The 25,103-nt window shown below is 73.8% G+C and carries 21 protein-coding genes and 1 pseudogene; 16 read left to right on the forward strand and 6 right to left on the reverse strand.

Features of this window, described 5'->3' with window-relative positions; all coding sequences use genetic code 11:
* The first annotated feature begins 40 nt into the window (after positions 1 to 40).
* Complete coding sequence (locus tag ACFYX3_RS06830; RefSeq protein WP_389008934.1) at positions 41 to 655, forward strand: PadR family transcriptional regulator; 615 nt, start codon at positions 41 to 43, stop codon at positions 653 to 655.
* Positions 646 to 1,365: a vWA domain-containing protein gene (locus ACFYX3_RS06835; protein WP_389008937.1), complete on the forward strand. Its 720-nt coding sequence runs from the start codon at positions 646 to 648 to the stop codon at positions 1,363 to 1,365. The genes ACFYX3_RS06830 and ACFYX3_RS06835 overlap by 10 nt, the downstream gene beginning before the upstream one ends.
* Here the strand turns inward: ACFYX3_RS06835 and ACFYX3_RS06840 are convergent.
* Positions 1,360 to 2,259: an aldo/keto reductase gene (locus tag ACFYX3_RS06840; RefSeq protein WP_389008940.1), complete on the reverse strand. Its 900-nt coding sequence runs from the start codon at positions 2,257 to 2,259 to the stop codon at positions 1,360 to 1,362. The genes ACFYX3_RS06835 and ACFYX3_RS06840 overlap by 6 nt on opposite strands.
* A 69-nt stretch (positions 2,260 to 2,328) precedes the next feature.
* On the opposite strand from ACFYX3_RS06840, the gene ACFYX3_RS06845 reads away from it, so the two are divergent.
* The 5 genes and pseudogenes from ACFYX3_RS06845 to ACFYX3_RS06865 all read left to right on the forward strand — a co-directional run bounded on the left by ACFYX3_RS06845 (position 2,329) and on the right by ACFYX3_RS06865 (position 6,409).
* The gene (locus ACFYX3_RS06845) at positions 2,329 to 2,691 is read left to right on the forward strand and encodes a MerR family transcriptional regulator (RefSeq protein ID WP_389008943.1); all 363 of its coding nucleotides are present in this window, start codon (positions 2,329 to 2,331) and stop codon (positions 2,689 to 2,691) included.
* Positions 2,692 to 2,813: 122 nt separating this feature from the next.
* Positions 2,814 to 3,185 (forward strand): annotated as a pseudogene (locus ACFYX3_RS06850) (VOC family protein); the annotation flags it as partial.
* 93 nt (positions 3,186 to 3,278) lie between these two features.
* On the forward strand, positions 3,279 to 3,797 hold the full coding sequence (locus tag ACFYX3_RS06855) for a pyridoxamine 5'-phosphate oxidase family protein (RefSeq protein WP_389008946.1): 519 nt from the start codon (positions 3,279 to 3,281) through the stop codon (positions 3,795 to 3,797).
* Between the two features lie 40 nt (positions 3,798 to 3,837).
* A complete protein-coding gene (locus ACFYX3_RS06860) occupies positions 3,838 to 4,500 on the forward strand; it encodes a TetR/AcrR family transcriptional regulator (protein ID WP_389008949.1) in 663 nt (220 codons plus the stop codon).
* 157 nt (positions 4,501 to 4,657) lie between these two features.
* Positions 4,658 to 6,409 carry a DEAD/DEAH box helicase gene (locus ACFYX3_RS06865; protein ID WP_389008952.1) on the forward strand — a complete coding sequence of 584 codons (1,752 nt, stop codon included), beginning with the start codon at positions 4,658 to 4,660 and terminating at the stop codon, positions 6,407 to 6,409.
* Here ACFYX3_RS06865 and ACFYX3_RS06870 read toward each other — a convergent pair.
* Positions 6,334 to 7,233 carry a tyrosine-protein phosphatase gene (locus ACFYX3_RS06870; RefSeq protein ID WP_389008955.1) on the reverse strand — a complete coding sequence of 300 codons (900 nt, stop codon included), beginning with the start codon at positions 7,231 to 7,233 and terminating at the stop codon, positions 6,334 to 6,336. The two genes, ACFYX3_RS06865 and ACFYX3_RS06870, sit on opposite strands and share 76 nt — an antisense overlap.
* Positions 7,234 to 7,657: 424 nt before the next feature.
* Between ACFYX3_RS06870 and ACFYX3_RS06875 the strand changes: the two genes are divergently transcribed.
* Entirely contained in the window at positions 7,658 to 8,083 is a 426-nt protein-coding gene (locus ACFYX3_RS06875) for a ribonuclease domain-containing protein (RefSeq protein WP_389008958.1), read from the forward strand.
* A gap of 11 nt (positions 8,084 to 8,094) precedes the next feature.
* Here the strand turns inward: ACFYX3_RS06875 and ACFYX3_RS06880 are convergent, their stop codons facing one another.
* Together ACFYX3_RS06880 and ACFYX3_RS06885 are read right to left on the reverse strand one after the other, a co-directional pair.
* Positions 8,095 to 9,561, reverse strand: coding sequence for an ankyrin repeat domain-containing protein (locus tag ACFYX3_RS06880; protein WP_389008961.1), 1,467 nt, complete (start codon positions 9,559 to 9,561; stop codon positions 8,095 to 8,097).
* A 63-nt stretch (positions 9,562 to 9,624) separates the two neighbouring features.
* Positions 9,625 to 13,215: an NACHT domain-containing protein gene (locus ACFYX3_RS06885; RefSeq protein ID WP_389008964.1), complete on the reverse strand. Its 3,591-nt coding sequence runs from the start codon at positions 13,213 to 13,215 to the stop codon at positions 9,625 to 9,627.
* Between the two features lie 200 nt (positions 13,216 to 13,415).
* Between ACFYX3_RS06885 and ACFYX3_RS06890 the strand changes: the two genes are divergently transcribed.
* Positions 13,416 to 13,634 (forward strand): hypothetical protein, encoded by a 219-nt coding sequence (locus ACFYX3_RS06890; RefSeq protein ID WP_376584834.1) that lies wholly within the window; start codon positions 13,416 to 13,418, stop codon positions 13,632 to 13,634.
* Positions 13,635 to 13,719: 85 nt separating this feature from the next.
* On the opposite strand, the gene ACFYX3_RS06895 is transcribed toward ACFYX3_RS06890, so the two are convergent.
* Positions 13,720 to 14,604, reverse strand: a complete 885-nt coding sequence (locus ACFYX3_RS06895; protein WP_389008967.1) for a hypothetical protein — start codon at positions 14,602 to 14,604, stop codon at positions 13,720 to 13,722.
* A gap of 191 nt (positions 14,605 to 14,795) precedes the next feature.
* Here ACFYX3_RS06895 and ACFYX3_RS06900 point away from each other — a divergent pair, with 191 nt between their 5' ends.
* Positions 14,796 to 15,566: a serine protease gene (locus ACFYX3_RS06900; RefSeq protein WP_389009453.1), complete on the forward strand. Its 771-nt coding sequence runs from the start codon at positions 14,796 to 14,798 to the stop codon at positions 15,564 to 15,566.
* A gap of 54 nt (positions 15,567 to 15,620) precedes the next feature.
* Here ACFYX3_RS06900 and ACFYX3_RS06905 read toward each other — a convergent pair whose 3' ends face one another.
* Positions 15,621 to 17,390 (reverse strand): beta-galactosidase family protein, encoded by a 1,770-nt coding sequence (locus ACFYX3_RS06905; RefSeq protein ID WP_389008970.1) that lies wholly within the window; start codon positions 17,388 to 17,390, stop codon positions 15,621 to 15,623.
* A gap of 82 nt (positions 17,391 to 17,472) precedes the next feature.
* On the opposite strand from ACFYX3_RS06905, the gene ACFYX3_RS06910 reads away from it, so the two are divergent.
* The 6 genes from ACFYX3_RS06910 (at position 17,473) to ACFYX3_RS06935 (ending at position 25,103) form a co-directional block, all read left to right on the forward strand.
* Positions 17,473 to 18,360: an AraC family transcriptional regulator gene (locus tag ACFYX3_RS06910; RefSeq protein WP_389008973.1), complete on the forward strand. Its 888-nt coding sequence runs from the start codon at positions 17,473 to 17,475 to the stop codon at positions 18,358 to 18,360.
* Positions 18,361 to 18,371: 11 nt separating this feature from the next.
* On the forward strand, positions 18,372 to 18,695 hold the full coding sequence (locus tag ACFYX3_RS06915; protein ID WP_116161543.1) for a chorismate mutase: 324 nt from the start codon (positions 18,372 to 18,374) through the stop codon (positions 18,693 to 18,695).
* The gene (locus tag ACFYX3_RS06920) at positions 18,695 to 19,684 is read left to right on the forward strand and encodes an asparaginase (RefSeq protein WP_389008977.1); all 990 of its coding nucleotides are present in this window, start codon (positions 18,695 to 18,697) and stop codon (positions 19,682 to 19,684) included. Before ACFYX3_RS06915 ends, ACFYX3_RS06920 begins: the two co-directional genes overlap by 1 nt.
* Before the next feature lie 51 nt (positions 19,685 to 19,735).
* Positions 19,736 to 22,222: an aminopeptidase N gene (gene pepN, locus ACFYX3_RS06925; RefSeq protein ID WP_389008980.1), complete on the forward strand. Its 2,487-nt coding sequence runs from the start codon at positions 19,736 to 19,738 to the stop codon at positions 22,220 to 22,222.
* A gap of 101 nt (positions 22,223 to 22,323) precedes the next feature.
* Complete coding sequence (locus ACFYX3_RS06930) at positions 22,324 to 23,694, forward strand: pyridoxal phosphate-dependent decarboxylase family protein (protein WP_389008983.1); 1,371 nt, start codon at positions 22,324 to 22,326, stop codon at positions 23,692 to 23,694.
* The gene (locus ACFYX3_RS06935) at positions 23,691 to 25,103 is read left to right on the forward strand and encodes a lysine N(6)-hydroxylase/L-ornithine N(5)-oxygenase family protein (RefSeq protein WP_376584850.1); all 1,413 of its coding nucleotides are present in this window, start codon (positions 23,691 to 23,693) and stop codon (positions 25,101 to 25,103) included. Before ACFYX3_RS06930 ends, ACFYX3_RS06935 begins: the two co-directional genes overlap by 4 nt.

Below are 25,103 nucleotides of genomic sequence, written 5' to 3' on the forward strand. Positions count from 1 at the left end.
AGGCATAGAGGACAGGGGGAAGGGTCGTAGACTGCCGTCCGTGGTGGACCGAGAGAGCGTGCCAGAGCTTCCCGCGACCAGCTGGGCCGTGCTCGGACTGCTGTCCCACGGACGGGAGTTGTCCGGCTACGACGTCAAGAAGTGGGCCGACCGGTCCCTCGGCCTCTTCTACTGGAGCCCCTCCTTCAGCCAGGTCTACAGCGAGCTCAAACGCCTGGAGAACCGCGGCTACGCCACCTCGCGGCTCGTCGCCCCCGAGACCGGCACCCGCGACAAGCGCGTCTACCGCATCACCGGCGAGGGCCTCGCCGCCGTCCGCACCTGGGCCCGCACGGCCCCCCTCGACCCGCCCGTCCTCAAGCACGGGCCGATGCTGCGGCTCTGGCTCGGACACCTCCTCGAACCCGAACGGATGCGGGAGATCCTGGCCGCGCACCGGGAGTACGCCGAGGGCATGCGGCGGCGCGCCGAGGCGGACGTGGCCGACGCGGGGGCGGACGAGGCGTGGGCGTACCCCCGGCTCACCCTGGCCTGGGCCGAGCGGTACTACACGGCCGAACGCGACCTGGCCGACGCCATGCTCGCGGACATCGAGGAGTTGGAGCGCGCGGAGCCGGAGCGCGCGGAGCCGGAGGGGGAGCAGTCATGGCACTGAGTCTGCGGAAGGTCGAGGAGACCGCGCCCGCGCTGGTGAGTCTCTACAAGGAGGCCGGGGCCTCGCTCGCGCGGCACGGGGTCGGCGGGCAGCGGGTCGCCGTCTACCTCGTCATCGACTACTCCGGATCGATGAAGCCGTACTACGCCAACGGCACCGTCCAGGCCCTCGCCGACCGGGTCCTCGGGCTCTCCGCGCACCTCGACGACGACGGACGGGTCCCGGTGGTCTTCTTCTCCACCGACATCGACGCGGAGACCGACATCCGGCTCGACGACCACGTCGGCAGGATCGACCGGATCGTCGCCGGACTCGGCCACATGGGGAAGACGAGCTACCACCTCGCCATGGACGCCGTCATCGACCACTACCTGGACAGCGGCTCCACCGCGCCCGCGCTCGTCGTCTTCCAGACCGACGGCGGGCCGATCAACAAGCTCGCCGCCGAGCGGTACGTCTGCAAGGCGGCCCGGCTGCCGATCTTCTGGCAGTTCATCGGCTTCGGCGACCCCGGCAGCCGGCAGTTCGAGTTCCTGCGCAGGCTCGACGAGCTCGACGTGCCGGCGAAGCGGCCCCTCGACAACGCCGGCTTCTTCCACGCGGGCCAGGACCCGAGCCGGGTCCCGGACGCCGAGCTGTACGACCGGCTCGTGTCCGAGTTCCCCGCCTGGCTCGCCGCCGCCCGGGCCCAGGGCGTCGTACGGTCATGAACCCGAAGGCGCGCCCAGGCGGGCGAACTGCCCCTCGGTGAGCGTGACGTCGAGCGCGCCCAGGTTCTCCACGAGGTGGGCCGCCGAGGACGTGCCCGGGATCGGGAGGATGTGCGGGGCCCGGTGCAGCAGCCAGGCGAGCGCCGTCTGGGACGGGGTCGCGCCGACCTCGCGGGCGACCTGCGCCACCGGCCCGTCCGGGCCCGCGTGCCCGCCCATGGCGACCGGGAAGAAGGGGACGAACGCGATCCCGCGCCCGGCGGTGTGCTCGACGACGGCCTCGTGGTCGCGGGTCGCCAGGTTGTAGAGGTTCTGCACGGCCGCGACCGGGGCGACCGCCTCGGCCTCCTCCAGCTGGGCGACCGTCACCTCGGAGAGCCCGATGTGCCGGACCTTTCCCTCCTCCTGAAGCCGCTTCAGGGCGCCGACCTGCTCGGCCACGGGGAAGTTCTCGTCGAGCCGGTGCAGGTAGAGGAGGTCGATCCGCTCCGTACGCAGCCGGCGCAGGCTCAGTTCGGCCTGCTGGCGCAGATAGGCGGGGTGGCCGAGCGGCACCCACTCGGTGGGGGAGGGCCGGACCACGCCGACCTTGGTCGCCACCGCGACCCCGTCGCCGTACGGGCGCAGCGCATCGGCGAGCAGTTCCTCGCCGGCCCCCAGGGCGTACGCGTCGGCCGTGTCGAAGAGGGTGACGCCCGCCTCGGCGGCCGTACGGAGGAGGTCCACCGCAGCCGCCCGGTCGGCCGGGGCCGTCCAGATGCGGGCCTCCGGGCCGGCCGGGTCGCCGGGGCCGTCGGCGAGCCGCATCGTGCCGTACCCGATGCGGCGGACCGGGAGGTCGCCGCCGAGCTGGAATATCGTCGTGCCGGTAGGGGGGTTCGTGTTGTTCGTCATGGTCCGGACCGTAGGAGCTCACACAGGTGTGAGGTTCAAGCGCGGACGGGTTGATGTGAGGGGGATCACATGAAGATCGGTGAGCTGGCGCGCGAGACCGGGGTCAGCGTCCGGCTGCTCCGCTACTACGAGGAGCAGGGCCTCCTCGACTCGGAGCGCACCTCCGGCGGGCAGCGGGTGTACGGCCCCGACGCCCCCGCCGTCGTACGCCGCATCCGCGCCCTCCTCGGCGCCGGACTGCCGACCCGGGTCATCGCCGAGGTCCTCGACTGCGTCTGCGGCAGCGAGGCGGAGATCGAGCCCTGCCTCAGCCCGATGCTCGTCGCCCGGCTCGACGCCATCGACGAGAAGATCCATGACCTCCAGGGCACCCGCTCCTCCCTGGCCGCGCTCGTGGCTGCGACGGAGGGACGGCCCCTCGCCGCCGGCTGAGCGGCGACGGAGGGGGCCTCTCGCCGCCGGCTGAGCGGCGAGGAAGGGACGCCCCCCCCGTCGTCGTCCGCGCGCCGGGAAATGGCTGGCCTCCGGCCGCCGGCGGGGGCGATCATGCGGCCATGAGTTCTCTCGTGCGACACGTGACCATCGACTGCGCCGACGCCTACACCCTGGCGACCTTCTGGGCGAAGGTGCTCGACGCCAAGGTCTCCGACGACGACAAGCCCGGCGACCCGGAGGCCCTCGTCGACTCGCCCGGCGCCGACCTCCTCTTCATCCAGGTCCCGGAGCCGAAGGCGGTGAAGAACCGCGTCCACCTCGACCTCCAGCCCCAGGACCGCACCCGCGACGAGGAGGTCGAGCGGCTGATCGCCCTCGGCGCCACCCTGGTCGACGACCGCCGGAACGCCGACGGCACCGGCTGGGCGACCATGGCGGACCCGGAGGGCAACGAGTTCTGCGTGGAGCGCAGCGCCGCCGAGCGCGCGGCGACCTCCTGAACCGGAGGAACCCCGGAGGAACCCCGGAGGAACCCCGGAGTAATCCGGACAGTGGTTGTCGGGTATCCGGTGTTTCCTGGACTCATGGGAGACACCGGACACCCGACGACCACCTGGTCGGCCTTCGAGGCCGCCGAGCCCGAGCTCGCCGCGATCGTGCGGGAGCGCTTCGGGCGGTACACCCACCACGCCCTCGCCACCGTGCGGAAGGACGGCTCGCCCCGCCTCAGCGGCATCGAGGCCGACTTCCGCCACGGCGAGCTCTGGCTCGGCATGATGCCGAACTCCCGCAAGGCGCTCGACCTGCGCCGCGACCCCCGGTTCGCACTGATGGCCAACCCGGGCCCCGGCACCGACATGGGCGGCGGGGACGTCCGGATCTCCGGGCGGGCGGTCGAGATCACCGACCAGGAGACCCTGGACCGGTACGCGGCCGAGGCGGGTGCGCCGCAGCCCTTCCACCTCTTCCGGGCGGAGCCGGCGGAGGTCGTACGGATCTGGGTGGACGGCGAGGAGATCGTCTTCCACAGCTGGGCGCAGGGACGCCCGACGAAGACGCTCCGGCGCGGCAACGACGACGGCCCGCCGAGGCAGGAGGCCTGACTCCTGGGTGGCACGGGCCGGGTGGGACCAGAATGGGCACGTGCCGAACACAGCAAGCAAGAAGAAAAACCAGGTGAGCGGCGGGCCCGAGCGGCGCCGTGAACTCCTCGACACGGCGGCCGAGGTGTTCGCCGCCCAGGGGTACAACGCCACCACCGTCCGCAAGATCGCGGACGCCGCCGGGATGCTCGCCGGCAGCCTCTACTACCACTTCGACTCCAAGGAGTCGATGCTGGACGAGATCCTCTCCACCTTCCTGAACGAGCTGTGGGAGGGGTACGACGCCGTCCTCGACGCCGAGCTCGGCCCCCGCGAGACCATCGAGGCCCTGGTCACCGAGTCCTTCCGGGAGATCGACCGGCACCGCGCCGCCGTCGCCATCTACCAGAAGGAGTCCCAGCACCTCGTCGACCAGGACCGCTTCGGCTACCTCGTCGACTCGCAGCGCAAGTTCGAGAAGGCCTGGCTCGGGACCCTGGAGCGCGGCGTCGCCGCCGGGGTCTTCCGCGCGGACCTCGACGTGCGCCTGACCTACCGGTTCGTCCGCGACACCGTCTGGGTCGCCGCGTCCTGGTACCGGCCGGGCGGGCAGCACAGCCCGGAGGAGATCGCCCGCCAGTACCTGTCGATGGTCCTGGACGGGATCGCCGTACGCGCTCCCGGGGAGCCCGGGGAGCGGGGGGCCGGGGCGGGAAGGTCCTGAGGCGCACTATTGTTCCGGTAGACATCCGGGACCTGTATCGCGCGTCCCGGGAGAGACAGCCGGGGCCCGCATCTGGTGTTCCGGGTAGAAACAGCCGGGGCCCGCATCGCGCAGGTGCGGGCCCCGGCTGTGCCGCGCACCGGCCAGGAAGGCACGAATGACCCGCTCCGAACGCTCCCACAAGCGCGGCCCCCGCACCGCCCAGGCGAAGTCCACGTCCCAGCCGAAGGGCCCCCGCGGCGGCCGTCGTCCCGCCGCGCCCCCGCCGCCGCAGGAGTTCACTCCGCCGGAGACGGTGACGCCCGCGCTGCCGCCCGTGGCCTCCTTCGAGGACCTGGACATGCCGGCCGCGCTGGTGCGGACGCTCGCCGAGCAGGGTGTCACCGAGCCCTTCCCGATCCAGGCCGCGACCCTGCCGAACTCGATCGCCGGGCGCGACGTCCTCGGCCGGGGGCGTACCGGCTCCGGCAAGACCCTCGCCTTCGGGCTCGCGCTCCTCGCCCGCACCGCCGGCCGCCGCGCCGAGCCGACCGCGCCGCTCGCGCTGGTCCTGGTGCCGACCCGCGAGCTCGCGCAGCAGGTGACGGACGCGCTCACGCCGTACGCCTCCGCGCTGCGGCTGCGGATCACCACGGTCGTCGGCGGCATGTCGATCACCCGGCAGTCCTCGTCCCTGCGGCGCGGCGCCGAGGTCCTCATCGCCACGCCGGGCCGGCTCCACGACCTCATCGAGCGGGGCGACTGCCGCCTCGACCAGGTCGCCGTCACGGTCCTCGACGAGGCCGACCAGATGGCCGACATGGGCTTCCTGCCGCAGGTGACGAAGCTGCTGAAGCAGGTCGAGCCGGACGGTCAGCGGCTGCTGTTCTCCGCGACCCTCGACCGGAACATCGACAAGCTGGTCAAGATGTTCCTGGACGACCCGGTCGTGCACTCGGTCGACCCGTCGGCCGGTGCGGTCACCACGATGGAGCACCACGTCCTGTACGTGATGGACGAGACCGACAAGAAGGCGGTCACGCTGCGGATCGCGGCCCGCGACGGCCGGACGATCCTCTTCCTCGACACCAAGCGGTCCGTGGACCGGCTGGTCAAGCGGCTGCTCGCCAACGGCGTCCGGGCCTCCGGGCTGCACGGCGGCCGTTCGCAGCCGCAGCGCAACCGGACCCTGGACCAGTTCAAGACCGGCCAGGTCACCACGCTGGTCGCGACGAACGTGGCGGCCCGCGGCATCCACGTCGACGACCTCGACATGGTCGTGAACGTCGACCCGCCGATCGACCACAAGGACTACCTGCACCGGGGCGGCCGCACGGCCCGCGCCGGCGAGTCCGGCAGCGTCTTCACGCTGGTCCTGCCCGAGCAGAAGCGGGACATGGGCCGGCTGATGTCGAACGCGGGCATCAGCCCGCGGACGGCGCAGATCAAGTCGAGCGACGAGGAGCTCGCCGAGCTCACCGGCGCCCGGGAGCCCTCGGGCGTCCCCGTCGTCATCGAGACGCCGCAGCCGACCCCGCCGCGCAAGCCGGCGGCGGCCGGCGGCGGCACGGGCGGTGGCCGTCGCCGTCGCCGTCCGTCCGGTTCCGGTGGCGGTGGTACGGGCACGGCCGCACCGGCCGCGGGCCGCGCCTCCGGCACGTCCGGCGGCCGCGGGTCCGCCACCCCCGCCGGAAACCGGACCTCCGGCACCACGACGGGCACGGGCCGGGGCTCCGGAGGCACGGGCGGCTCCGGACGGGCGGCGGCCGGTTCGGGGCGCGGCTCCGGCACCGGCCGGGGTTCCGGCGCGGGCGCCGGGCGCGGTGCGGCGGCGGGCGGCGGCCGGGGCGGGCGTCAGGCCCCGGGCACCAGCCGTTCGCGGAGCGCCGCGAGCTCGCGCAGCTCCAGGCCGAGGCCGACCGACACGTAACGGAAGAGGCTCCCGTACGAGGTGCGGACCTGGTCGAGGGCGGTGTCCAGGTACTCGTCCCGCACCTCCTGGAGCGGCACGATCAGGTCCGGGTTCTGCATGAGCCCGCCCTGCTCGAGGCCCTCCCGCACGCGCGCGTCGTTCGCGGCGCGGAAGGTGTTGGAGGCCAGGTAGTCCGCGCGGGCGGAGGCCGAGGGCACCCCGAGCAGGGTGAGCAGGAGCCAGCTCGTCCAGCCGGTGCGGTCCTTGCCGGAGGTGCAGTGCAGGAGCAGCGGCCCCCGGCGGGGATCGGCCAGGTCCCGCAGGGTCGCCGCGAGGGCGGCCCGGTTGGCGGGGTCGGTGACGAAGGTGCGGTACACCTCGCGCATGAAGGCGGCGGCCCGGTCGCCGCCGAGCATCTCCTCCTGCCGCACCGGGTCGCGGGAGGAGATCGCGGCCATCAGCTGCCCGAAGAGGCCGTGGTCGGTGACGGGCCGGGCGACCGGGACCGGTCCCGCGGGCAGCCGGTCGGCGCCGTCGTAGCCGACCTCCAGCGGGATGCGCAGGTCGACCACGGTGCCGAGGCCGAGCCCGGCGAGGGTGGTGAGGTCGGCGTCGGTGAGCCTGGCGAGGTGGTCGCCGCGGTAGGCGAGACCGTGCCGGACCCGTGCGCCGTCGTAGGTGACGTATCCGCCGAGGTCGCGGACGTTGACCGCGCCCTGGAGCGGGATCTGCCGGATCGCCGTGGCGGTCGCGGGGCGGGGGCGGGCGACGGCGGGCGGCGCGGCGCCGAGGAGGAGTGCGGCGCCGGTGGTGGCGAGCAGGGCGCGTCGGGACAGGGGCATGGCTGGGCTCCCTTACGGACTGACGGACGTACGGCCGGTGGCGGTACGGCAGACGGACTCGGGTGGGACAGCCGTGGGCGGACGGGCCCGCGGGGCCGCTCTTCCATCTAACGTTAGTTAGGTGACGTGTCGGCGAGGAACGTAGCACCCGGAGGGGTCGAACGGGAGGGGTGTGTCGGCGCCGGTGCGCGGGGAGATGGGGCGGGCCACTCCGTGAGGCGCTTGGTCGCGGCGCGCTGGAAGCCGCCGCCCCTGTCCGCACCGGCGCCCGGCCCCTGGCCCCCGGCCTCGCCGTCGCGGGCGCCGACCTCGGGTTCCTCGTCGTCCACGGGATCCGCACGTTGGGGAGGCTTCGGTTAACGTCCGTGGAACTGAAGGCTGTTGGGGTTCCCGACGGGGATCTACGCGCGTCATCATCGCAGTCATGCGAATCCCCCCTCGAATCACCCTCGCCGGCGGTGTCGCCGCCGCCCTCCTCTCCTCCCTCCTCCTCGGCGCCCCGGCCACCGCCGCGCCGGCCCCCGCGCCCGTCGCCTCCGTGTCCTCGATCGCGGCGATCTCGTCCGTCGGGGACATCTGCTACTCGGACCTGCCCGCCCAGGCGTACGACACCCTGCGTCTGATCGACGTCGGCGGCCCCTTCCCGTACAGCCAGGACGGGGTCGTCTTCCAGAACCGGGAAGGCGTCCTGCCGGCCCACACCTACGGCTACTACCACGAGTACACGGTGAAGACCCCGGGCGTCTCCACCCGCGGCGCCCGCCGGATCGTGACCGGGAAGGCGCTCGACGAGGACTACTACACCTCCGACCACTACGCCACGTTCGACCTGATCGACTACGCCTGCTGACGTTCCGTCGGTCAGCGGCGCGGGGTCGTCCACTCCAGGCGGGTCCTGACCCGCGGGTCGCGGACGTGTTCCAGGGCGGCGAGCGCCGTCTCGCGCGGCGCGCCGTCCGCCTCCCCGTCCGCGAGGATCGCCGCGAGCGCGTCGACGGCGCGGGGATCCTGACGGATAGCCAGGCCCCGCGCCGCCTCCGCCGCCGTCTCCGGGTCGGCGTCGCCGAGCCGCTCCGCAAGACCCTCCCGTACGAGCGGGGTGTCGTCGGGCAGCTCGGCGAGCGCCAGCGTCGCCCAGTCCCGCACCCGGGCGTCGCCGTCCCGGCTCAGCGTGAGCAGCACCCCGAGCGCCTCGACGTGGCCGGGCGGCACGATCCCGGCGAGCGCGGCCGCGACCGCCCGCCGCACCACCGGGTCGGGATGTCCGGCCGTCGCGAGCAGTTCCGGTACGGCGGCCGCGTCCGCGCACTCCCCGAGCGCCAGGACCGCCGAGAGCAGCGGCTCCCGCGCCGGGGGCACCGCCTCGGCCGCGAGCCGCCGCAGGACCGGGACCGCGCTCGGCCCGAAGCCCGGCAGCGCGCCGAGGACCCGCGCGCCGAGCGCCCGGCGCAGCGGATCGCGGTAGGCGCACCAGCCGGCCGCCGCCACGAAGGTCTCCTCGTCGGCCCGGCCCGCCAGTTCGGCCACCGCCGTCGTCCAGTCGTCGAGCTCGGGGTCGCCGCAGTGCAGCGCCCGCGCCGCGAGCTCCTCGTGCGGGGTGCGCAGGCCGAGCGAGGCCTCCAGGAGCGTGGCGATCGCCGCGTGGCCGGTCCCCCGGTCGTCACCGCGCCCGGGGGCGCCGTTCTCCCGCAGCAGTTCGACGCACACCGTGATCCCGCCGTCCTCCCGGATCCGCCGGACGGCCGCCTCGTACGTCTGCCCGCCCTCGTTCCCGGCGACGAGCCCGCGCCGCAGCTCGGCCGCGATGTCCGCGCCGATCCACCGCCGGGCCTCCCGCAGGGCGGCCTCCCGGGCCTGCGCCCCGTGGTCGAGGAGCGCCCGCACGCAGCCGCTGGAGCCGCGCCGGGCGGCGGCGACGAGCGGGAGGACACCGTCGGGTCCCGGCCGCTCCGGGTCGGCGCCGTGCTCCAGGAGGGCCCGGGCCGTGTCGGCGTAGCCGAGGCGGAGGGCCCAGGCGAGGGCGGTGAAGCCGTACGACTCCTCCTGGTCGGCCGCGGCGCCCGCCGCGAGCAGCGCCCGCACGACCTCGGTGTGCCCGGCGCAGGCCGCCCCGCACAGCGGCAGGTCGCCGTCGTCCTCGCCGCTGAGCCGGCCCGGGTCGGCCCCGGCGGCGAGCAGCACCCGCACGATGCCGGCCTCGCCGTCGACGGCCGCCCGGTACAGGGCGGTCTCCCCGTCCTCCCGGCCCTCCGGGTCGGCCCCGTCCCGCAGGGCGCGTACGGCCCCGTCCTCGTCCCCGTGCCGGATCGCGTCGAACAACGTGCTCATGCCCCGACCCTGACCCTCCGTCGGGCCCTGGCGCAAATCCATTGCGGACGGCGGCCGGGTGGGTCAGGGGGCGACCGCGCGCCTCCGGGCCTTGAGCAGCCGCTCGAATCCGGTGAGCAGCCGGTGCCGGAACACGGCACGGGCCGTGCGCTCGGGAGCCTCCTGGAGCAGACGGACGTGCCGCAGCTGCTCCCGGACCGGCGCTTCCGGTTCCGCCGCGAGCCCGCGCGTCAGCTCCTCGTCGCGTCCGCCGGAGGCGAGCGCCTTGAGTCGCAGCAGTCGTTCGTCCCGTCCGCCGCCCGGGGCGTCCGTGCCGAACAGGGCCTCCCACCCGGGATGGTCCGGCCACCACTGGGCCATCCAGTTCAGCGCGTGGAGCCGCACGTCGGCGTCCGGGTCACCGACCGCGCACGTGTACAGGACGTCACGGACGGCGGGGCGGTGCGAGCAGTCGCGGGCGAGCGACCGGACGAGGGAGAGCCGGACGGCGGGTACAGGATCGTGCTGGGCGAGGTCCAGTAGAAGGGCGGCCACCGCAGGATCGTCGTTCCGTGTCTCGGCGAGGACGAGCGCCGCCTCGACCCGTAGTTCGTCGTCGGGGAGCTCCTGGGCGCAGGCGACGAGGAAGTCGCGCGTGTCCTCCCCGGGTACGAGGCCGATGATCGCCAGGGCGGCGCTCCGGATCCTGAACGAGCTCAGGGGCCGGTACTCCTGGAGGTCCCGGTTCAGGGCCTTCGACAGGCTCCGGAGCGTGTCCTCCGTGAGGCGGTGGACGTCGCGCATCAGCATGCGGAGATCGTCCGGGTGGTTCCGCAGCCAGAGGGTCAGCTCCTTCTCGACGGAGGCCGGCCGGAACGGCTCGCTCAGATCGACCAGCAGGCGGTACTTGCCGGACCACCAAGCCCTCAGCGCCCATGCGGCCTCGCTCTCGTGGCCTTCCTCCTCAAGCCGGTCTTCGAGCCGCGCGAGCGCGCGCTGTCGCGCGATCAGCGGGATGCGCGCGTCCTCGTGCTTCTCTCCGCCGCCGTCAGGCGAGGCGAGCCGGTCCACCAGGCTCTCGGCATGGGCGCGCACCGCATCGAACCGGTCGTGGACCGCACGCTCCTCGAAGAAGCGGCGGGTGCGGTCGTCGGGGTACCCGGCCAGCAGGTGGTCCAGCGCCTGCTTGCGCGGACCGGGCGCGGGATCCTGTACCGCCCGGTCCTGGAGGAACGCGCGTAGCTCCTCGGTCCGTTCGGAGTCGGCCGTCGCGGAGACCAGGACACGCAGTGCCGTGCCCCGCACATGGACGTCCTCGTCGTGGACGGCGCAGGTCCTGACCGTCTCCAGGGCGACGGGGCTGCCGGACCACCGCGCAGCCAGTTCGGTGACGGCGGCGGCGCGGCCGCCCGGCGACCAGGTGAAGCGCGCGTACGCGATGACGGCCGTCTCGTCCCGGTGCAGGGCGCAGGCGAGCCGGGCCGCGGTGGGGCCGGACAGGAACTGGCCCCAGACGTGGAACCAGGCCAGAAAGCGGCCGCGCCCAGTCCAGTGCTCGCTGAAGGAGGCCAGTGCGGGAGTGGCGGCCTCGACCGGCAGGTACGACGGGCCGACGGTGAAGTACTCCCCGCGTCTGAGGCTCTCCAGGCCGAGGAAGCGGGTGATCCCGTCGACCACCGTGGTGCTCTGCGGGGCGAGCACGCCGATCTTCTTGACCTCGGCGAGCGCGCGGAGCGCCAGGGACAGCCTTTCGCCCAGGTCGCCGGAGGCCGCCGCGTCGACGAGCCCGTCCACCAGTGTCCCGGTGTCGCGCTCGCGAAGCTGTCCGGCGAGCAGCAGGATCACCTCGTGCCAGGTTGTGTCCCGGGCCCGCGGCAGGAGGACCTCGTGGACGAGCGCCTCGGGGGTCCACTCGCGTTCGTGTTCGTAGCGGTGCACGATGTCGGCCGCGGCGAGGTACTCCAGGAACGTGCGGTGGACGAAGCCCCAGGCGCCCCCACCGTAGCGGGCGAGGATGAAGTTGCGCTCCCGCAGCTGCTGGACCATGGCGCGGGCGGCGCGGCGCGCGACGTCCGGGGGGATGTCGCAGAGTTGGAGGTACTGGCGGAAGACGTCCTCGATGTCGGCTTCGGGGATGTAGTTGCCGGAGATCCCGCCGACCCCCTCCTGCATCCTGCGGGCCAGCAGACGGAGCATCTCAAGACGTTCGACCTGGCCGAGGGCGTCGAGGGCGTCGGCGACCGAGCCTGACAGATGGGTGGTGAGGTGCTTGGCGTCCCGGTCCCAGCGGGCGACGAGCACCGTGACGGCGTGCTGGTACACCCCGTGCCGGTCGCGGGGGAGGGTCTGGCGGCGGCCGAGGATGGCGAGGATGGTCAGCAGGAGCGGGTTGCCGGCCAGTTCCCGTACGGACGCCGAATGGGCGACGGCGTCCTTGAAGCGGTTGAAGAGCCGGTCCGCGAGCGCGGGTTGTTCCGGGCAGGCCGTGTCGAACCACCGGCGCGCGAAGGCGTGGATCCGCGGGGTGTCGAGGTCCTGGATCATGTAGTGGGCGAAGTCCGCCCCGTCGAGCGTCTTCCGCTGGTAGCCGACGACCCGGGACGTGACGACGACCCGGCAGCGCTCGTGGCGGGCGGCGAAGCCGGCGATCCGGCGGGCCGTCTCCGCCCTGAACTCGGGGTCGAAGATCTCGTCCAGACCGTCGAAGACCAGGATGATCCGGCCTTCCCCGAGGAGTCGGGACAGCGTCGGGCGGGGGAGAGCCATCCCCTCGGTGGCCCAAAGGTGTTCGAGGAAGTCCTCGAACGTCGTCTGCCGCCAGGCGGGCTGCGCGTAGTGCCGCAGCTCGACGACGAGCGGCACGTGTCCCGCGAGCGGTGCCAGAGGGCCGCAAGGGTCCGGATCGGCGGTCAGGGTCATCGCGAGGTAGTGCGCGAGGGTGGACTTGCCCGCTCCGGGGTCGCCGAGGAGGACGACCCGGCGGTTCTCCTCCCGTGCGAGGATCTCCAGGACGTGTTCCGGCGGCCGCTGCCGGTAGGCCTCGACGAGGCTGTCGAGTAGGGCCAGGTCGAGGCCGGGCGGCAGCTCGTCCTCCACGGCGAGCTCCTCGCCTTGGAGGAGTCGCACCATGAGCTCGCGGGAGAGCTCCACGGGCGGGGGGTCGGCCCGTACCGTCGGCACGACGAAGACCTCGCGCAGCTCCACCTTCTGCTGCACGCTCTGGTCGTTGTCCGGGGTCAGCACCTCCAGGTCGAGCCGTCCGTACGACTCGCGGACCCGCCGGGCGTACGTCTTCACGGCGTGGGCGTCGGAGGGCTCGTCGCTCTGCCCGCCCCGGCTCCGGGCGGGACTCTTCGTCGTGGCGAGGACGGTGACGAGCCGCTGGTGCCGGCTCCACCACAACGGCCGTGCCACCAGCGCGGCGGGCACCGGCGCGGAGGCCGGGGCGCAGGCGACACAGGCGTCGAGGAAGGCCGTCACGAACTCCCACTCGGGGGCCTTGACGAGCCGCCCGCTCAGCAGGCGCTGGACGCCCGAGCTGCTGAGGGCGCGGCCCTTGCGCCCGGCCGCGCGGCTACTGGCCTCCAGCCTGTCGGCACTCGGCGTGCCCGCGGCCACGTGCACCTCGTGCAGCCAGTCGGCGAACCGCCGCCGGGCCTCCGCTCCCCGCTCCAATGACGCTCCCTCCCCGCCGGTCGCGACCCCGGGGCGCCCCGGATCGCCCCGGGGTACCCCGGATCCGGGCCCCAGGGTATGCCGTGGCCTGCGGCGATGTCCGGCGTCCGCCGATTCCGCCCGGGACCCGCCGACGGGTGGCGGGGCACCGGAGAGTACTCCCCGTCTCCACGCGTCACCCAACCGAGAGGGAGTCCTCCATGTCCGCCGAAGTCCGCCCCGAGTCCACCGTGTCCCTGCTCTCCGAGGTTCTCGAACTCCTCGGCCCCGTCGGCCTCCTGGTGCTCCTCGGCGCCCTGCTGATCTTCGTCGGGGTCGTGCTGCCGACGATCTGGTCGCGGCATGCCTACCGCCGTTCCGCGGCCCGTAGCACCATGAACACGCTGCTGAAGGTGGTGAGGCGGCTCTACCCCTTCTGACGGGGCGTCGACACCGGGTGGGGCGTCCCGCGACGGCAGGACGCCCCTCAGGGCCCGCACTCCAGCAGCCGGTACGCGGAGCCGCTCACGGCCCGCACTCGTGCACCGAACGGCACACCCCGCACCGGGCCCGCAGCGCGCATCCCGCCGGGACCCGCAGGCGCTGGCCGCAGACCGGGCAGAGGAAGGAGACGCCGGTCGCCGGGGCGCCGCCCTCGAAGGCGTACGGGGCGTCCTCGGCGGCCCGGCCCCTGCGCCGCTGCAGGGCGTACCGGCGGCGCTCGGCCCAGCCCGCCCCGGCCAGCGGCGGCGCGCTCCGCTCCCGCGCGGCCTCGGCACGGCCCCGTACCCACGCCTCGTACGCGACGGCACTGGTGAACCACGGCGAGGGGTCCTCGGAGAAGACCTCGGCCCGCTTGGCGAGGACGTAGCCGAACTCCTCCGGGGTGAGGTAGCCGAGCTTCTGGCTCTCGACGCCGTCCCGCCGGTAGGCGTCGAGCAGCAGCCAGCCGGCGCCCAGGTAGGCGGTGGTGACGTCGGTGAGGATCTCGTTCTCCGCGGTGGAGGGGAAGCCGAGGCCGAGCCGGTGCAGCAGGACGTGGGTGATCTCGTGGGCCAGGGCCGCGCCGATGTCCCTGCGGCGGGTCCGGAAGCGGTCGTTGAGCTCCACGAAGTACTCGGGTCCCGCCGCGAGCTCGACGGCCGCCGCGTACTCCATGGGGCGGAAGCTCACCACGATGCGCGCCTTCGGCAGCTGCAGGTGGCGGAGGAGGGCGCGGGCGACCCGCTGGGTGCCGAGGTGGAGGTCCTCGTCGTCGCCGAGTTCCACGTCGTCGGCGGTGACGCTGGCGGGATAGCGGTGCACTCCGTCGGGGGAGAGGCGGCGGTAGAGCGCGGTGAGCGAGGCCCGCACGGCGGCGCGGTGCGGGAAGCCGTGGATGACACGGTCGGCCCCATCACGGTTCTGCATGCCGGATCCCCCCTCCCGTCCACTGTACGGTCCCTCCACCGGGTCTGGCCGAAAAGGCTTTCTTGTGGCCTCAGTTGGGCGCTGTTCATAATCCGGACATGCCTTGACGAGCGCATGTCATCGCGTACATGCCATCCCTCCGTCGAGGCCGACCCCCCACGAGTGAAGGAAGACACGTGAAGCAGAACCGCATGGTCCGTGCCCTCCAGAAGCTGGCGGCCGCAGGCGCCGTCGTCCTGGCGGCCGTCAGCCTCCAGCCCACCACCACCGCCTCCGCCGCCCCGGCCCCCGTCGTCGGCGGCACCCGCGCAGCCCAGGGAGAGTTCCCCTGGATGGTCAGGCTCTCCATGGGCTGCGGCGGCTCCCTGATCAGCCCTCAGATCGTCCTCACCGCCGCCCACTGCGTCAGCGGCTCCGGCGCCAACACCAGCATCACCGCCACCGCCGGAGTCGTGGACCTCCAGTCGGGCAGCGCCATCAAGGTCCGGTCGACCAAGGTCCTCCAGGCCCCCGGCTACAACGGCCAGGGCAAGGACTGGGCGCTCATCAAGCTCGCCAGCCCGATCACCTCGCTGGCCAACCTGAAGATCGCCGACACCACCGCCTACAACAACGGCACCTTCACCGTCGCCGGCTGGGGCGCCGCCCGCGAGGGAGGGGCGCAGCAGCGCTACCTCCTCAAGGCGAACGTCCCGTTCGTCTCCGACGCCTCCTGCCAGGCGGCGTACGGCAGCGACCTCGTCCCGAGCGACGAGATCTGCGCCGGCTACAGCCAGGGCGGGGTCGACACCTGCCAGGGCGACTCCGGCGGCCCCATGTTCCGCAAGGACGACGCCGGAGCCTGGATCCAGGTCGGCATCGTGAGCTGGGGCGAGGGCTGTGCGCGGCCCGGCTTCCCCGGCGTCTACACGGAGGTCTCGACCTTCGCCGCCGCCATCAAGTCCGCCGCCGCCACGCTGTAGCGGCCCTGTGAACGGGCGCCCCGGAGCGGCCTCGGCTCCGGGGCGCCCTCACGTTCACGCAGGCTCCAGCCCCACCGCTGACGGAGCCCCGCCCTCCAGTTCGAGCACCCACACCTCGTTCGCGCCCTCCCGCAGCACCGGCCCCGGCACGAACAGCGCCTCCTGGGGGCCGGCCGACCAGTAGCGGCCCAGGCAGAAGCCGTTCACCCACACGAAGCCGCGGGTCGAGCCCGGCAGCCGCAGCCACGCGTCGCCGGCCCCCGCCACGTCGAGCGCCCCCCGATACAGCCCCGGGCCACCGGAGACCGGACCGAACGGCACCTTGCCGACCGCCGCCGGCTCGAAGGCGTCGAGCCGCAGACCCCGGGCCCGTACCCCGTGCAGATACTGCCGTTCGTGCCGTACGCCCCCGGTGATCCCCTTCGGCTCCGCGAGGCGCGGCCCGTAGTTGACCCGGCCGAGCGACTCCACCCACAGGTCCACGAGCGCCGGGCCCGCCACCGGCTCGGGAAGGACGGCGTCCTCCCCGTCCGAGGTGTCGAGCACCCCCGCCGGCAGCCCGTCGACGTACACCACCGCCCGGTCCCGCAGCCCCGTCACACCCAGCGGGTACGGCTGCCGGGGGCCCGGCACCGCCACCCGGTAGCGGACCAGACCCCGGTCCACGCCCAGCTCCTCGAAGGTCGGCGGCAGCGGCGTCTCGGTCTCCTCGCCGCCGAGGACCTCCAGGACCCCGTCCAGCGGCGCCCAGCCGTCGAGCACCCCGGACACGGCCGCCCCGAGCCGGGCCGGTGGTTCCGGCACCTCCGGCAGCGGCCCCTCCGCGTACTCCGCGAGCACCTCGCGGAAGGCCCGGTACTTCTCCGTCGGCCGCCCCGCCTCGTCGATCGGCGCGTCGTAGTCGTACGAGGTCACCGTCGCCCGCAGCGGACCGTCGTGCAGCTCACCGTCCCGGTTCGCGCCCGCCCAGCCGCCGAAGTTCGTCCCGCCGTGCGCCATGTAGACGTTGACCGAGGCCCCGCACTCCAGGATCTCCCGCAGCGCCGTCGCCGCGTCCGCCGCGCCCCGCACCATGTGCCCCCGGCCCCAGTGGTCGAACCAGCCGCACCAGAACTCCATGCACATCAGCGGCCCCGACGGCTGGTGCCGCCGCAGCGTCGCGAAACCCTCCCGCGCCCCCGAGCCGAAGTTCGCCGTCGCCAGGACCCCCGGCACCGAACCGCCCGTCAGCATGTGGTCCTCGGGCCCGTCCGAGGTGAACAGCGGCACGCTCACCCCGCAGTCCCGCAGCAGCCCCGCCAGCCACTCCAGATAGCCCCGGTCGCTGCCGTAACTCCCGTACTCGTTCTCCACCTGCACCAGGACCACCGGCCCGCCCCGGTCGATCTGCCGCTCCACCACCTGCGGGAGCAGCCGCCGGAACCAGGCCTCCACCGGCGCCAGGAACTCCGGGTCCAGGGTCCGCACCCGTCGCCCGAGCGGCCCGGTCAGCCAGTGCGGAAGCCCGCCGTTCTCCCACTCGGCGCAGATGTACGGACCCGGGCGCACGATCGCCCGCATCCCGGCCCGCCCCACCGCGTCCAGGAACCGCCCGAGCGCGTCCGCGTCGGCGTACCGGCCGGGCTCCGGTTCGTGCAGGTTCCACGGCACGTACGTCTCGACGCAGTCCAGGCCCATCGCGCGCAGCATCCCGAGCCGGTGCTCCCAATGACCCTCGTGCACCCGGAAGTAGTGCAGCGCCCCCGAGAGCAGCCGCACCGGCCGCCCGTCGAGCAGAAAGTCCTCGTCACCGACAGCGAAGTCACCCACAGCGAACGTGCTCATGGCCTCACCCTCGCCCTCTGGCGGCGGCGCGGTCCATGGACAAAGATCGTTGCAGTTTGGACGTTAGGGAAAGGCCCGCGGCATGTACCACACCTGGATGCGCTACTTCACGCCCGGACCCGTCCACCACCGCCTCGGACTCGTCTGCCTCGGCGTCGGACTCCAGCACGGCACCCTGCCCACCGTCGGCCCGCGCACCCTCGACCACCACGTCGCCGTCGTCGTCTCCGCCGGCAGCGGCTGGTACCGGGGCGCCGACGGGCGCCGCACCACCGTCACCGCCCCCGCACTCCTCTGGCTCACCCCCGGCACCCCCCACCACTACGCCGCCGACCCCGGCACCGGCTGGGACGAGGCCTTCGTCGACTTCACCGGACCCGCCACCGCCACGTACACCGAACTCGGCTACATCGAGCCCGACCGGCCCGTCGTCCCCCTCTCCGACGCCGCCCCCGCCCGCGCCGCCATCGGCCGGATCGCCCGCGCCGCCCGACCCGGCAACCCCTTCCTCGAGGTCGAGACCGGCGCCGCCGTCCACGAGCTGCTCGTCGCCCTGCGCCGGGCCCGCGCCGACACCAACGCCGACGGCGACCCCGTCCTCACCGCCCTCGCCCGCGACGCCTTCCAGCCGCTGTCCGTCGCCGAGCACGCCGCCCGGCACGGCATGACCCCCGCCGAGCTGCGCAGCGCCGTCCGCCGCGCCGCCGGATGCAGCCCCAAGGACTACCTGCTCACCGTCCGCCTCGGCCGCGCCAAGGAGCTCCTCGCCGCCACCGAGCTGCCCGTCGCCGCCGTCGCCCGCCGCGTCGGCTACGACGACCCCGCCTACTTCTCCCGGCTCTTCACCCGCCGGGTCGGCACCGCGCCCATCCGCTTCCGGGAGCAGCAGGGGCGCTCCGTGCACGGCGGCTGGAGCACCAGCGTTCCGGATCCCGAACACCCGCCCACGATCCTCCCGCGATCCGTCTAAGCTCGCAGATCATGAGCGACACCAGCGGCACCAGTGACATCGACCCCTCCGTCCTCGCCGAGCTGACCCGGCTGCGCGAAAGCATCGACAACATCGACGCCGCGGTCGTGCACATGCTCGCCGAGCGCTTCAAGTGCACCCAGCAGGTCGGCGTCCTCAAGGCCGGACACCACCTCCCGCCCGCCGACCCCGCCCGCGAGGCCCGCCAGATCGCCCGGCTGCGGGAACTCGCCGCGAGCGCGAAACTGGACCCGGCCTTCGCGGAGAAACTCCTCAACTTCATCATCGCCGAGGTCATCCGGCACCACGAGACGATTGCGGACGGAGCACGCTGATGGCGCGCGTCACGGTCTTCACCCTCGGAGGCACCATCTCCGCCCGGGGCGGTGACGCCGCCCGCATGACCGGCCGGGAGGTCCTCGCCGAGCTCGGCGCCCCCGAGGACGTCGTCCTGCGGGACTTCCGCCGGGTCCCCAGCTCCACCCTCTCCTTCGAGGACCTCGCCGCCCTCGCGGACGAGGTCCGGGCGGCCGTCGCCGAAGGCTCCGGCGTGGTCGTGGTCCAGGGCACCGACACCCTGGAGGAGACCGCCTTCCTCCTCGACCTGCTCTGCAGCACCGAACAGGCACCGATCGCCGTCACCGGCGCGATGCGCCGCCCCGACCTGCCGGGCGCCGACGGCCCCGCCAACCTCGCCGCCGCCCTCGCGGTCGCCGCCGACCCGGGCTGCCGCGGCCTCGGCGTCCTGGTCGTCCTCGGCGACGAGATCCACGCGGCCCGCCTCGCCCGCAAGACCCACACCACCTCGATCACCACCTTCGCCTCGCCCGGCGCCGGCCCGCTCGGCACCGTCGTCGAGGGCGAACCCCGGATCCTTCTCCGCCCCGCCGTCACCGCCGCGGCCTGCACGCTGAAGCTCGACCCCTCGGTACGCGTCGCCCTGGTGACCCTCTCCCTCGGCGACCGAGGCGAACTCCTCGACGCCGTCGACGACCGCTTCCAGGGCCTCGTCGTCGCCGCGTTCGGCGGCGGACACGCCCCCGCGCCGCTCGTCGAGCCCCTCGCCGAGATCGCCCGGCGCATCCCGGTCGTCCTCGCCTCCCGCACCGGCGGCGGCGCCACCCTCACCGACACCTACCGCAGCCCCGGCTCCGAGCACGACCTGCTGCACCACGGACTGATCCCCGCCGGCCCGCTCGACCCCGCCAAGGCCCGGATCCTGCTCCACACCCTGATCTCCAGCGGCGCCGCGGGCCCGACCGGCTACGACCGGCCCCGTATCACCGCCGCCTTCGCCCACCTGAACGGCTCCGGCCTGGCCTGAGGTCCCGATACCCCCTGCCCGGGAACGGGGCGATCGGGCAGCATAGGGCCCATGTCCGTACTGACGCGCGACGAAGCGCAGACCCGTGCCCAGCTCCTCGACGTCCACCACTACCGCGTGGACCTCGACCTCACCACCGGCGACGAGACCTTCCGGTCACGCAGCCTCATCCGCTTCACGGCCCGCGCCGCGGGGGACACCTTCGTCGAGCTCAAGCCCGAGACGCTGCACTCCGCCCTCCTCGACGACGAGCCCCTCGACATCACCGCCCTCGACGGCAACCGGCTCCCGCTGAGCCTCACCGAGGGCGAGCACACCCTCCGCGTCAGCACCACCATGCGGTACTCCCGCACCGGTGAGGGCATGCACCGCTTCACCGACCCCACGGACGGCGAGTCGTACGTCTACACCCAGCTGTTCATGGAGGACGTCCAGCGCGTCTTCGCCGCCTTCGACCAGCCCGACCTGAAGGCCGTCTTCGAGGTGGGCGTCACCGCCCCCGAGGGCTGGACCGTCCTCTCCAACGGCATCACCGAGCAGCAGCCCGACGGCCGCTGGCAGGCCGCCCCCACCCCGCTGCTCTCCACCTACTTCGTCTGCGTCGCCGCCGGCCCCTTCCACAGCATCCGCACCGAGCACGCCGGCCTGCCCTTCGGCATCCACTGCCGCCGCTCGCTCGCCGCCCACCTCGACGCCGACGCCGACGAGATCCTCGCCGTCACCAAGGCCTGCTACGACCGGTACCACGAGAAGTTCGACGAGCCCTACCCGTTCGACTCGTACGACCAGGCCTTCGTCCCCGAGTTCAACGCCGGCGCCATGGAGAACCCCGGACTCGTCACCTTCCGCGACGAGTTCGTCTTCCGCTCCGCCGTCACCGTCACCGAGCGCCAGACCCGCGCCATGGTCATCGCCCACGAGATGGCCCACATGTGGTTCGGCGACCTCGTCACCCTCCGCTGGTGGGACGACATCTGGCTGAACGAGTCCTTCGCCGAGTACATGGGCTTCCAGACCGTCAACGAGGCCTGCTCCGACCTCTTCCCCGACACCTGGATCGACTTCGGCGTCACCCGCAAGGCCTGGGGTTACGAGGCGGACCAGCGCCCCTCCACCCACCCCGTCGCCCCCGACCCGGAAGCCGTCCCCGACACCGCCTCCGCCCTCCTCAACTTCGACGGCATCTCCTACGCCAAGGGCGCCTCCGCGCTCCGCCAGCTCGTCGCCTGGCTCGGCGAGAAGGACTTCCTCGCCGGCATCAACATCCACTTCAAGCGCCACAAGTTCGGCAACGCCACCCTCGCCGACTTCATCGACAACCTCGCCGCCGCCACCGACCGCGACGTCCACGCCTGGGCCGAGCAGTGGCTGCGCACGACGGGCGTCGACACGCTCACGTCCCGGCTGGAGGGCGAAGGCACCCACTGGCTGCTCCACGTCGACCGCGACGGCAGCCGCCCGCACCGGATCCAGGCCGGGATCTTCGACCGGCAGCCCGACGGCGAACTCGCCCTCCGCGAGCGCCGCGAGCTCGACGTCCCCCAGGAGGCGCCCGGCGAACTGACCGGCCCGCGCCCCGCCCTCGTCGTCCTCAACGACGGCGACCTCACCTACGCCAAGCTCCGCTTCGACGAGGTCTCCGAGGAATCCGCCCTGCGCGGCCTCTCCCGCATCCCCGACGCCCTCACCCGGGCCGTCGTCTGGAACGCGCTGCGCGACATGGTCCGCGACGGCGACCTCGCCCCCGCCGACTACCTGGAGGTCGCCCTCGCGCACCTGCCCGAGGAGACCGAACTCGCCCTCGTCCAGGGCGTCCTCGGCTTCGCGCGCACCCAGATCGCCGACCGGTACGTGCCGGAGGAGGAGCGCCCGGCCGCCCTCGCGAAGATCGGCGAGATCGCCCGCGCGCTGCTGCGCCGCACCGAGGACGGCGAGGAGCCCGGCCTGCGCCTCACCGCCGTCCGCGCCTGCGTCGACAGCGCCACCACCCCGGACAAGATCGCCTCCTGGCTCGGCGAGGGCACCGTCCACGGCGGACCCGAGCTCGACCCCGAGCTGCGCTGGCGGATCCTCGCCCGCCTGGCCGTCCTCGGCGCCACGGACGAGACCGTGATCGCCGCCGAGCTGGAGCGGGACCCGAGCGCCACCGGCCAGGAGGGTGCCGCCCGCTGCCGGGCCGGCCTCCCGACCCCGGAGGCGAAGGAGGCCGCCTGGGCGGCGATGTTCTCCTCCGACGACCTCTCCAACTACCTCTTCACCGCCACCGCCCAGGGCTTCTGGCAGCCCGAACAGGCCGAGCTCGTACGGGAGTACGTGCCGCGCTTCTACGAGGCGGCCGTCGCGCTCGGCGACCGCCGGGGCCCGGCGATGGCCGAGGCCGCGGGGCGCTACGCCTTCCCGTCGTACGCGATCGACGCGGACTCCCTGGCCCTGGGCGAGTCCCACCTCACGTCCGACACGATGATCCCGGCCCTCCACCGCAAGCTGGTCGACCAGCTCGACGACCTGCGCAGGGCGCTGGCGGTACGCGGCGCGTAGCTGCGAGGACGGCGCCCTGGAACCAGGGCGCCGTCCCTCGTTCGGGTCACAGGACCCGACTCCCCGGACAAACCCCGGCAAGCCGCGCCACCCTGTCGTCCATGCGTGCCGTACCCCCACCCCTCGCCGCCGACGTCTTCGCCCTGAGCCGGCTCCTGGGCACCGCCCTCGACGCTCTGAACGAAGGAGCGCAGGCCAGGGGCGGGCCGCTTCCGGCGGGAGGGCCGGAGGCCGTGGCGCGGCGGGTGCGGGAGGCGCTCGGGGAGCCGCTGCCGGAGACGGGCCGGGGAGCCGAGGAGGCGCTGCGCGCCCTCGTCCGGGTCCTGGCCGAGGGCGCCGCCGACCCGGCTGACCCCCTCTGCGCCGCCCATCTCCACACCCCGCCCCTAGCCCTCGCCGCCGCGGCCGATCTCGCCGCCTCCGCGCTGAACCCGTCCATGGACTCCTGGGACCAGGCGCCCGCGGCATCCGCCCTGGAGGCCGAGGTGACGGCGGCCCTGGCCGCCGAGGTGTTCCCCGCCGCGCGAGCGGCCGACGCGCTCGTCACCACCGGCGGCACCGAGTCCAACCAGCTCGCCCTGCTCCTCGCCCGGGAGCGGCACGGCAGCGTGACGACCGTCGCCGGCGCCGCCGCCCACCACTCCTTCCGCCGCGCCGCCTGGCTCCTCGGCCTGCCCGATCCGGTCGTCGTGCCCACCCCGAGCGGCACGATCGACCCGGAGGCCCTCCAGGACGTCCTGGCCCGCACCGAGGGGCCCGTGCTCGTCGCCGCCACCGCGGGCACCACCGACGAGGGCCTGATCGACCCGCTCCCGGAGCTCGCCGACGTCTGCGCCGGCGCCGACGCCGAGCTCCACGTCGACGCCGCGTACGGCGGCCCCGTCCTGTTCAGCCGCACGCACCGAAGGCTCCTCGACGGCCTCGACCGGGCCCGTACCGTCACCGTCGACCTGCACAAACTCGGCTGGCAGCCGGCCGCCGCAGGGCTCCTCGCCGTACGCGACGCCGACGACCTCGCCGTCCTCGGCCACACCGCCGACTACCTCAACGCCGACGACGACACCGAGGCCGGCCTCCCCGACCTCCTCGGCCGCTCCCTGCGCACCACCCGCCGCCCCGACGTCCTCAAGACCGCCGTCACCCTCCGGGCGTTCGGCCGCACGGGCCTCGGCGCCCTCGTCGACCGGTGCATGGACCTCGCCCAGGAGCTCGCCGACCTGGTGGAGAAGACCCCGGGCCTCGACCTCAAGGGCCGCCCCACCCTCACCACCGTCCTCTTCCGCCCCACCGGCGCCGACGACGAGACCGTCGCGGCGATCCGCCGCACCCTCCTCGCCGAGGGCCGCGCCGTCCTCGGCCGGGCCGCGGCCGACGGCCGTCTGTGGCTCAAGGCCACCCTGCTCAACCCCCACACCACCTCCGGCGACCTCGCAGACATCCTCACCCTCGTGGAAGGCAGCACGCACCGATGACCGGCAGCACCCCCCAGCAGGACCTCGACCAGCCCCACGACCTGGTGGGCGTCGGCATCGGCCCCTTCAACCTCTCGCTCGCCGCCCTCGCGCACGGCGTCCCCGGCGGTCTCGCCGCGACCTTCTACGAACAGCGGCCGGCCTTCCACTGGCACCCCGGGCTCCTCCTCGACGGCGCCACCCTCCAGGTCCCCTTCCTCGCCGACCTGGTGACCCTCGCCGACCCCGCGAGCCCCTGGACCTTCCTCAACTACCTGAAGAGCCGCGAGCGCCTCTTCCCCTTCTACTTCGCCGAGAAGTTCCACATCCAGCGCGCCGAGTACGACGCCTACTGCCGCTGGGTCAGCGAGCGGCTCCCCGGCCTCCACTTCGGGCACCAGGTCGACTCCGTCCGCTGGAACCCCGAGCGCCGCCTGTTCGAGGTCGACTTCACCCAGGTCGACCCGGAGGGCGAGGCCGAGGCCCTGGGCCGCGCCTACACCCGGAACGTCGTCCTGGGCGTCGGCACCGAGCCGTACGTCCCCGAGCCGCTCCGGCCGCTCGCCGACGCCCCCGGCGTGCCCGTCCTCCACTCGGCCGACTACCTCACCCACCGCGAGTCGCTGCTGCGCGCCGGGCACGTCACCGTCATCGGCTCCGGCCAGTCCGGCGCCGAGATCTTCCTCGACCTGCTCCGCGCCCGCCCCGCCGGGGCCGAGCGGATCCACTGGCTGGCCAGGACCGAGGCCTTCTCGCCCATGGAGTACTCCAAGCTCGGCCTGGAGCACTTCACCCCCGACTACACCCGCTACTTCCACGCCCTGCCCGAGCCCGTGCGCGGCGAACTCATGCCCCGCCAGTGGCAGTTGCACAAGGGCATCGACGCGGACACCATCGCCGCCATCCACGACGAGCTCTACCGCCGCACCCTGCACGGCGGCTGGCCCGACGCCGTCCTCACCCCCGGCGTCCGGGTCCGCACCGCAGGGCGGGTCGCCACCACCCAGGTCGAGCTGCACCTGGAGCACGTGCAGCAGTCCACCCGCTCCCGGCTCACCACCGACGCCGTCGTCCTCGCGACCGGCTACCGGGAGCGCCCGGTGGACCGGATGCTCGCCGGGCTCGACCCGTACCTGCGGCACGACTCGGCCGGGCGCGCGCGGATCGACGAGCGGTACCGCCTGGCCCTCGACCCGTCCGTCACCGGCTCCGTGTACGTCCAGAACGCCGAGCGCCACACCCACGGCGTCGGCGCCCCCGACCTGGGCCTCGCGGCCTGGCGCAGCGCGGTCATCCTCAACTCGGTCACCGGCAAGGAGTCGTACCCGCTGCCCCGCCGCACCGCCTTCACCACCTTCGGCCTGGACGCGCGAGAGGCGCCGAGCATCCCGGCCCAGGACCGGAAGCTGACGCCTCTCGTACAGCAGTAG

Source organism: Streptomyces sp. NPDC002463, assembly GCF_042889835.1.
Taxonomy (GTDB): Bacteria; Actinomycetota; Actinomycetes; order Streptomycetales; family Streptomycetaceae; genus Streptomyces; species Streptomyces nymphaeiformis.

Excerpts from the sequence above, each read along its gene's own strand:
- ACFYX3_RS06935 (WP_376584850.1), top strand. The coding sequence starts at position 23,691 with ATGACCGGCAGCACCCCCCAGCAGGACCTCGACCAGCCCCACGACCTG.
- ACFYX3_RS06910 (WP_389008973.1), top strand. The coding sequence starts at position 17,473 with ATGTACCACACCTGGATGCGCTACTTCACGCCCGGACCCGTCCACCAC.
- pepN (WP_389008980.1), top strand. The coding sequence starts at position 19,736 with ATGTCCGTACTGACGCGCGACGAAGCGCAGACCCGTGCCCAGCTCCTC.
- ACFYX3_RS06870 (WP_389008955.1), bottom strand. The coding sequence starts at position 7,233 with ATGCCCCTGTCCCGACGCGCCCTGCTCGCCACCACCGGCGCCGCACTC.
- ACFYX3_RS06855 (WP_389008946.1), top strand. The coding sequence starts at position 3,279 with ATGGGAGACACCGGACACCCGACGACCACCTGGTCGGCCTTCGAGGCC.
- ACFYX3_RS06930 (WP_389008983.1), top strand. The coding sequence starts at position 22,324 with ATGCGTGCCGTACCCCCACCCCTCGCCGCCGACGTCTTCGCCCTGAGC.
- ACFYX3_RS06905 (WP_389008970.1), bottom strand. The coding sequence starts at position 17,390 with ATGAGCACGTTCGCTGTGGGTGACTTCGCTGTCGGTGACGAGGACTTT.
- ACFYX3_RS06875 (WP_389008958.1), top strand. The coding sequence starts at position 7,658 with ATGCGAATCCCCCCTCGAATCACCCTCGCCGGCGGTGTCGCCGCCGCC.
- ACFYX3_RS06900 (WP_389009453.1), top strand. The coding sequence starts at position 14,796 with ATGGTCCGTGCCCTCCAGAAGCTGGCGGCCGCAGGCGCCGTCGTCCTG.
- ACFYX3_RS06890 (WP_376584834.1), top strand. The coding sequence starts at position 13,416 with ATGTCCGCCGAAGTCCGCCCCGAGTCCACCGTGTCCCTGCTCTCCGAG.
- ACFYX3_RS06835 (WP_389008937.1), top strand. The coding sequence starts at position 646 with ATGGCACTGAGTCTGCGGAAGGTCGAGGAGACCGCGCCCGCGCTGGTG.
- ACFYX3_RS06915 (WP_116161543.1), top strand. The coding sequence starts at position 18,372 with ATGAGCGACACCAGCGGCACCAGTGACATCGACCCCTCCGTCCTCGCC.
- ACFYX3_RS06895 (WP_389008967.1), bottom strand. The coding sequence starts at position 14,604 with ATGCAGAACCGTGATGGGGCCGACCGTGTCATCCACGGCTTCCCGCAC.
- ACFYX3_RS06865 (WP_389008952.1), top strand. The coding sequence starts at position 4,658 with ATGACCCGCTCCGAACGCTCCCACAAGCGCGGCCCCCGCACCGCCCAG.
- ACFYX3_RS06845 (WP_389008943.1), top strand. The coding sequence starts at position 2,329 with ATGAAGATCGGTGAGCTGGCGCGCGAGACCGGGGTCAGCGTCCGGCTG.
- ACFYX3_RS06840 (WP_389008940.1), bottom strand. The coding sequence starts at position 2,259 with ATGACGAACAACACGAACCCCCCTACCGGCACGACGATATTCCAGCTC.
- ACFYX3_RS06920 (WP_389008977.1), top strand. The coding sequence starts at position 18,695 with ATGGCGCGCGTCACGGTCTTCACCCTCGGAGGCACCATCTCCGCCCGG.
- ACFYX3_RS06880 (WP_389008961.1), bottom strand. The coding sequence starts at position 9,561 with ATGAGCACGTTGTTCGACGCGATCCGGCACGGGGACGAGGACGGGGCC.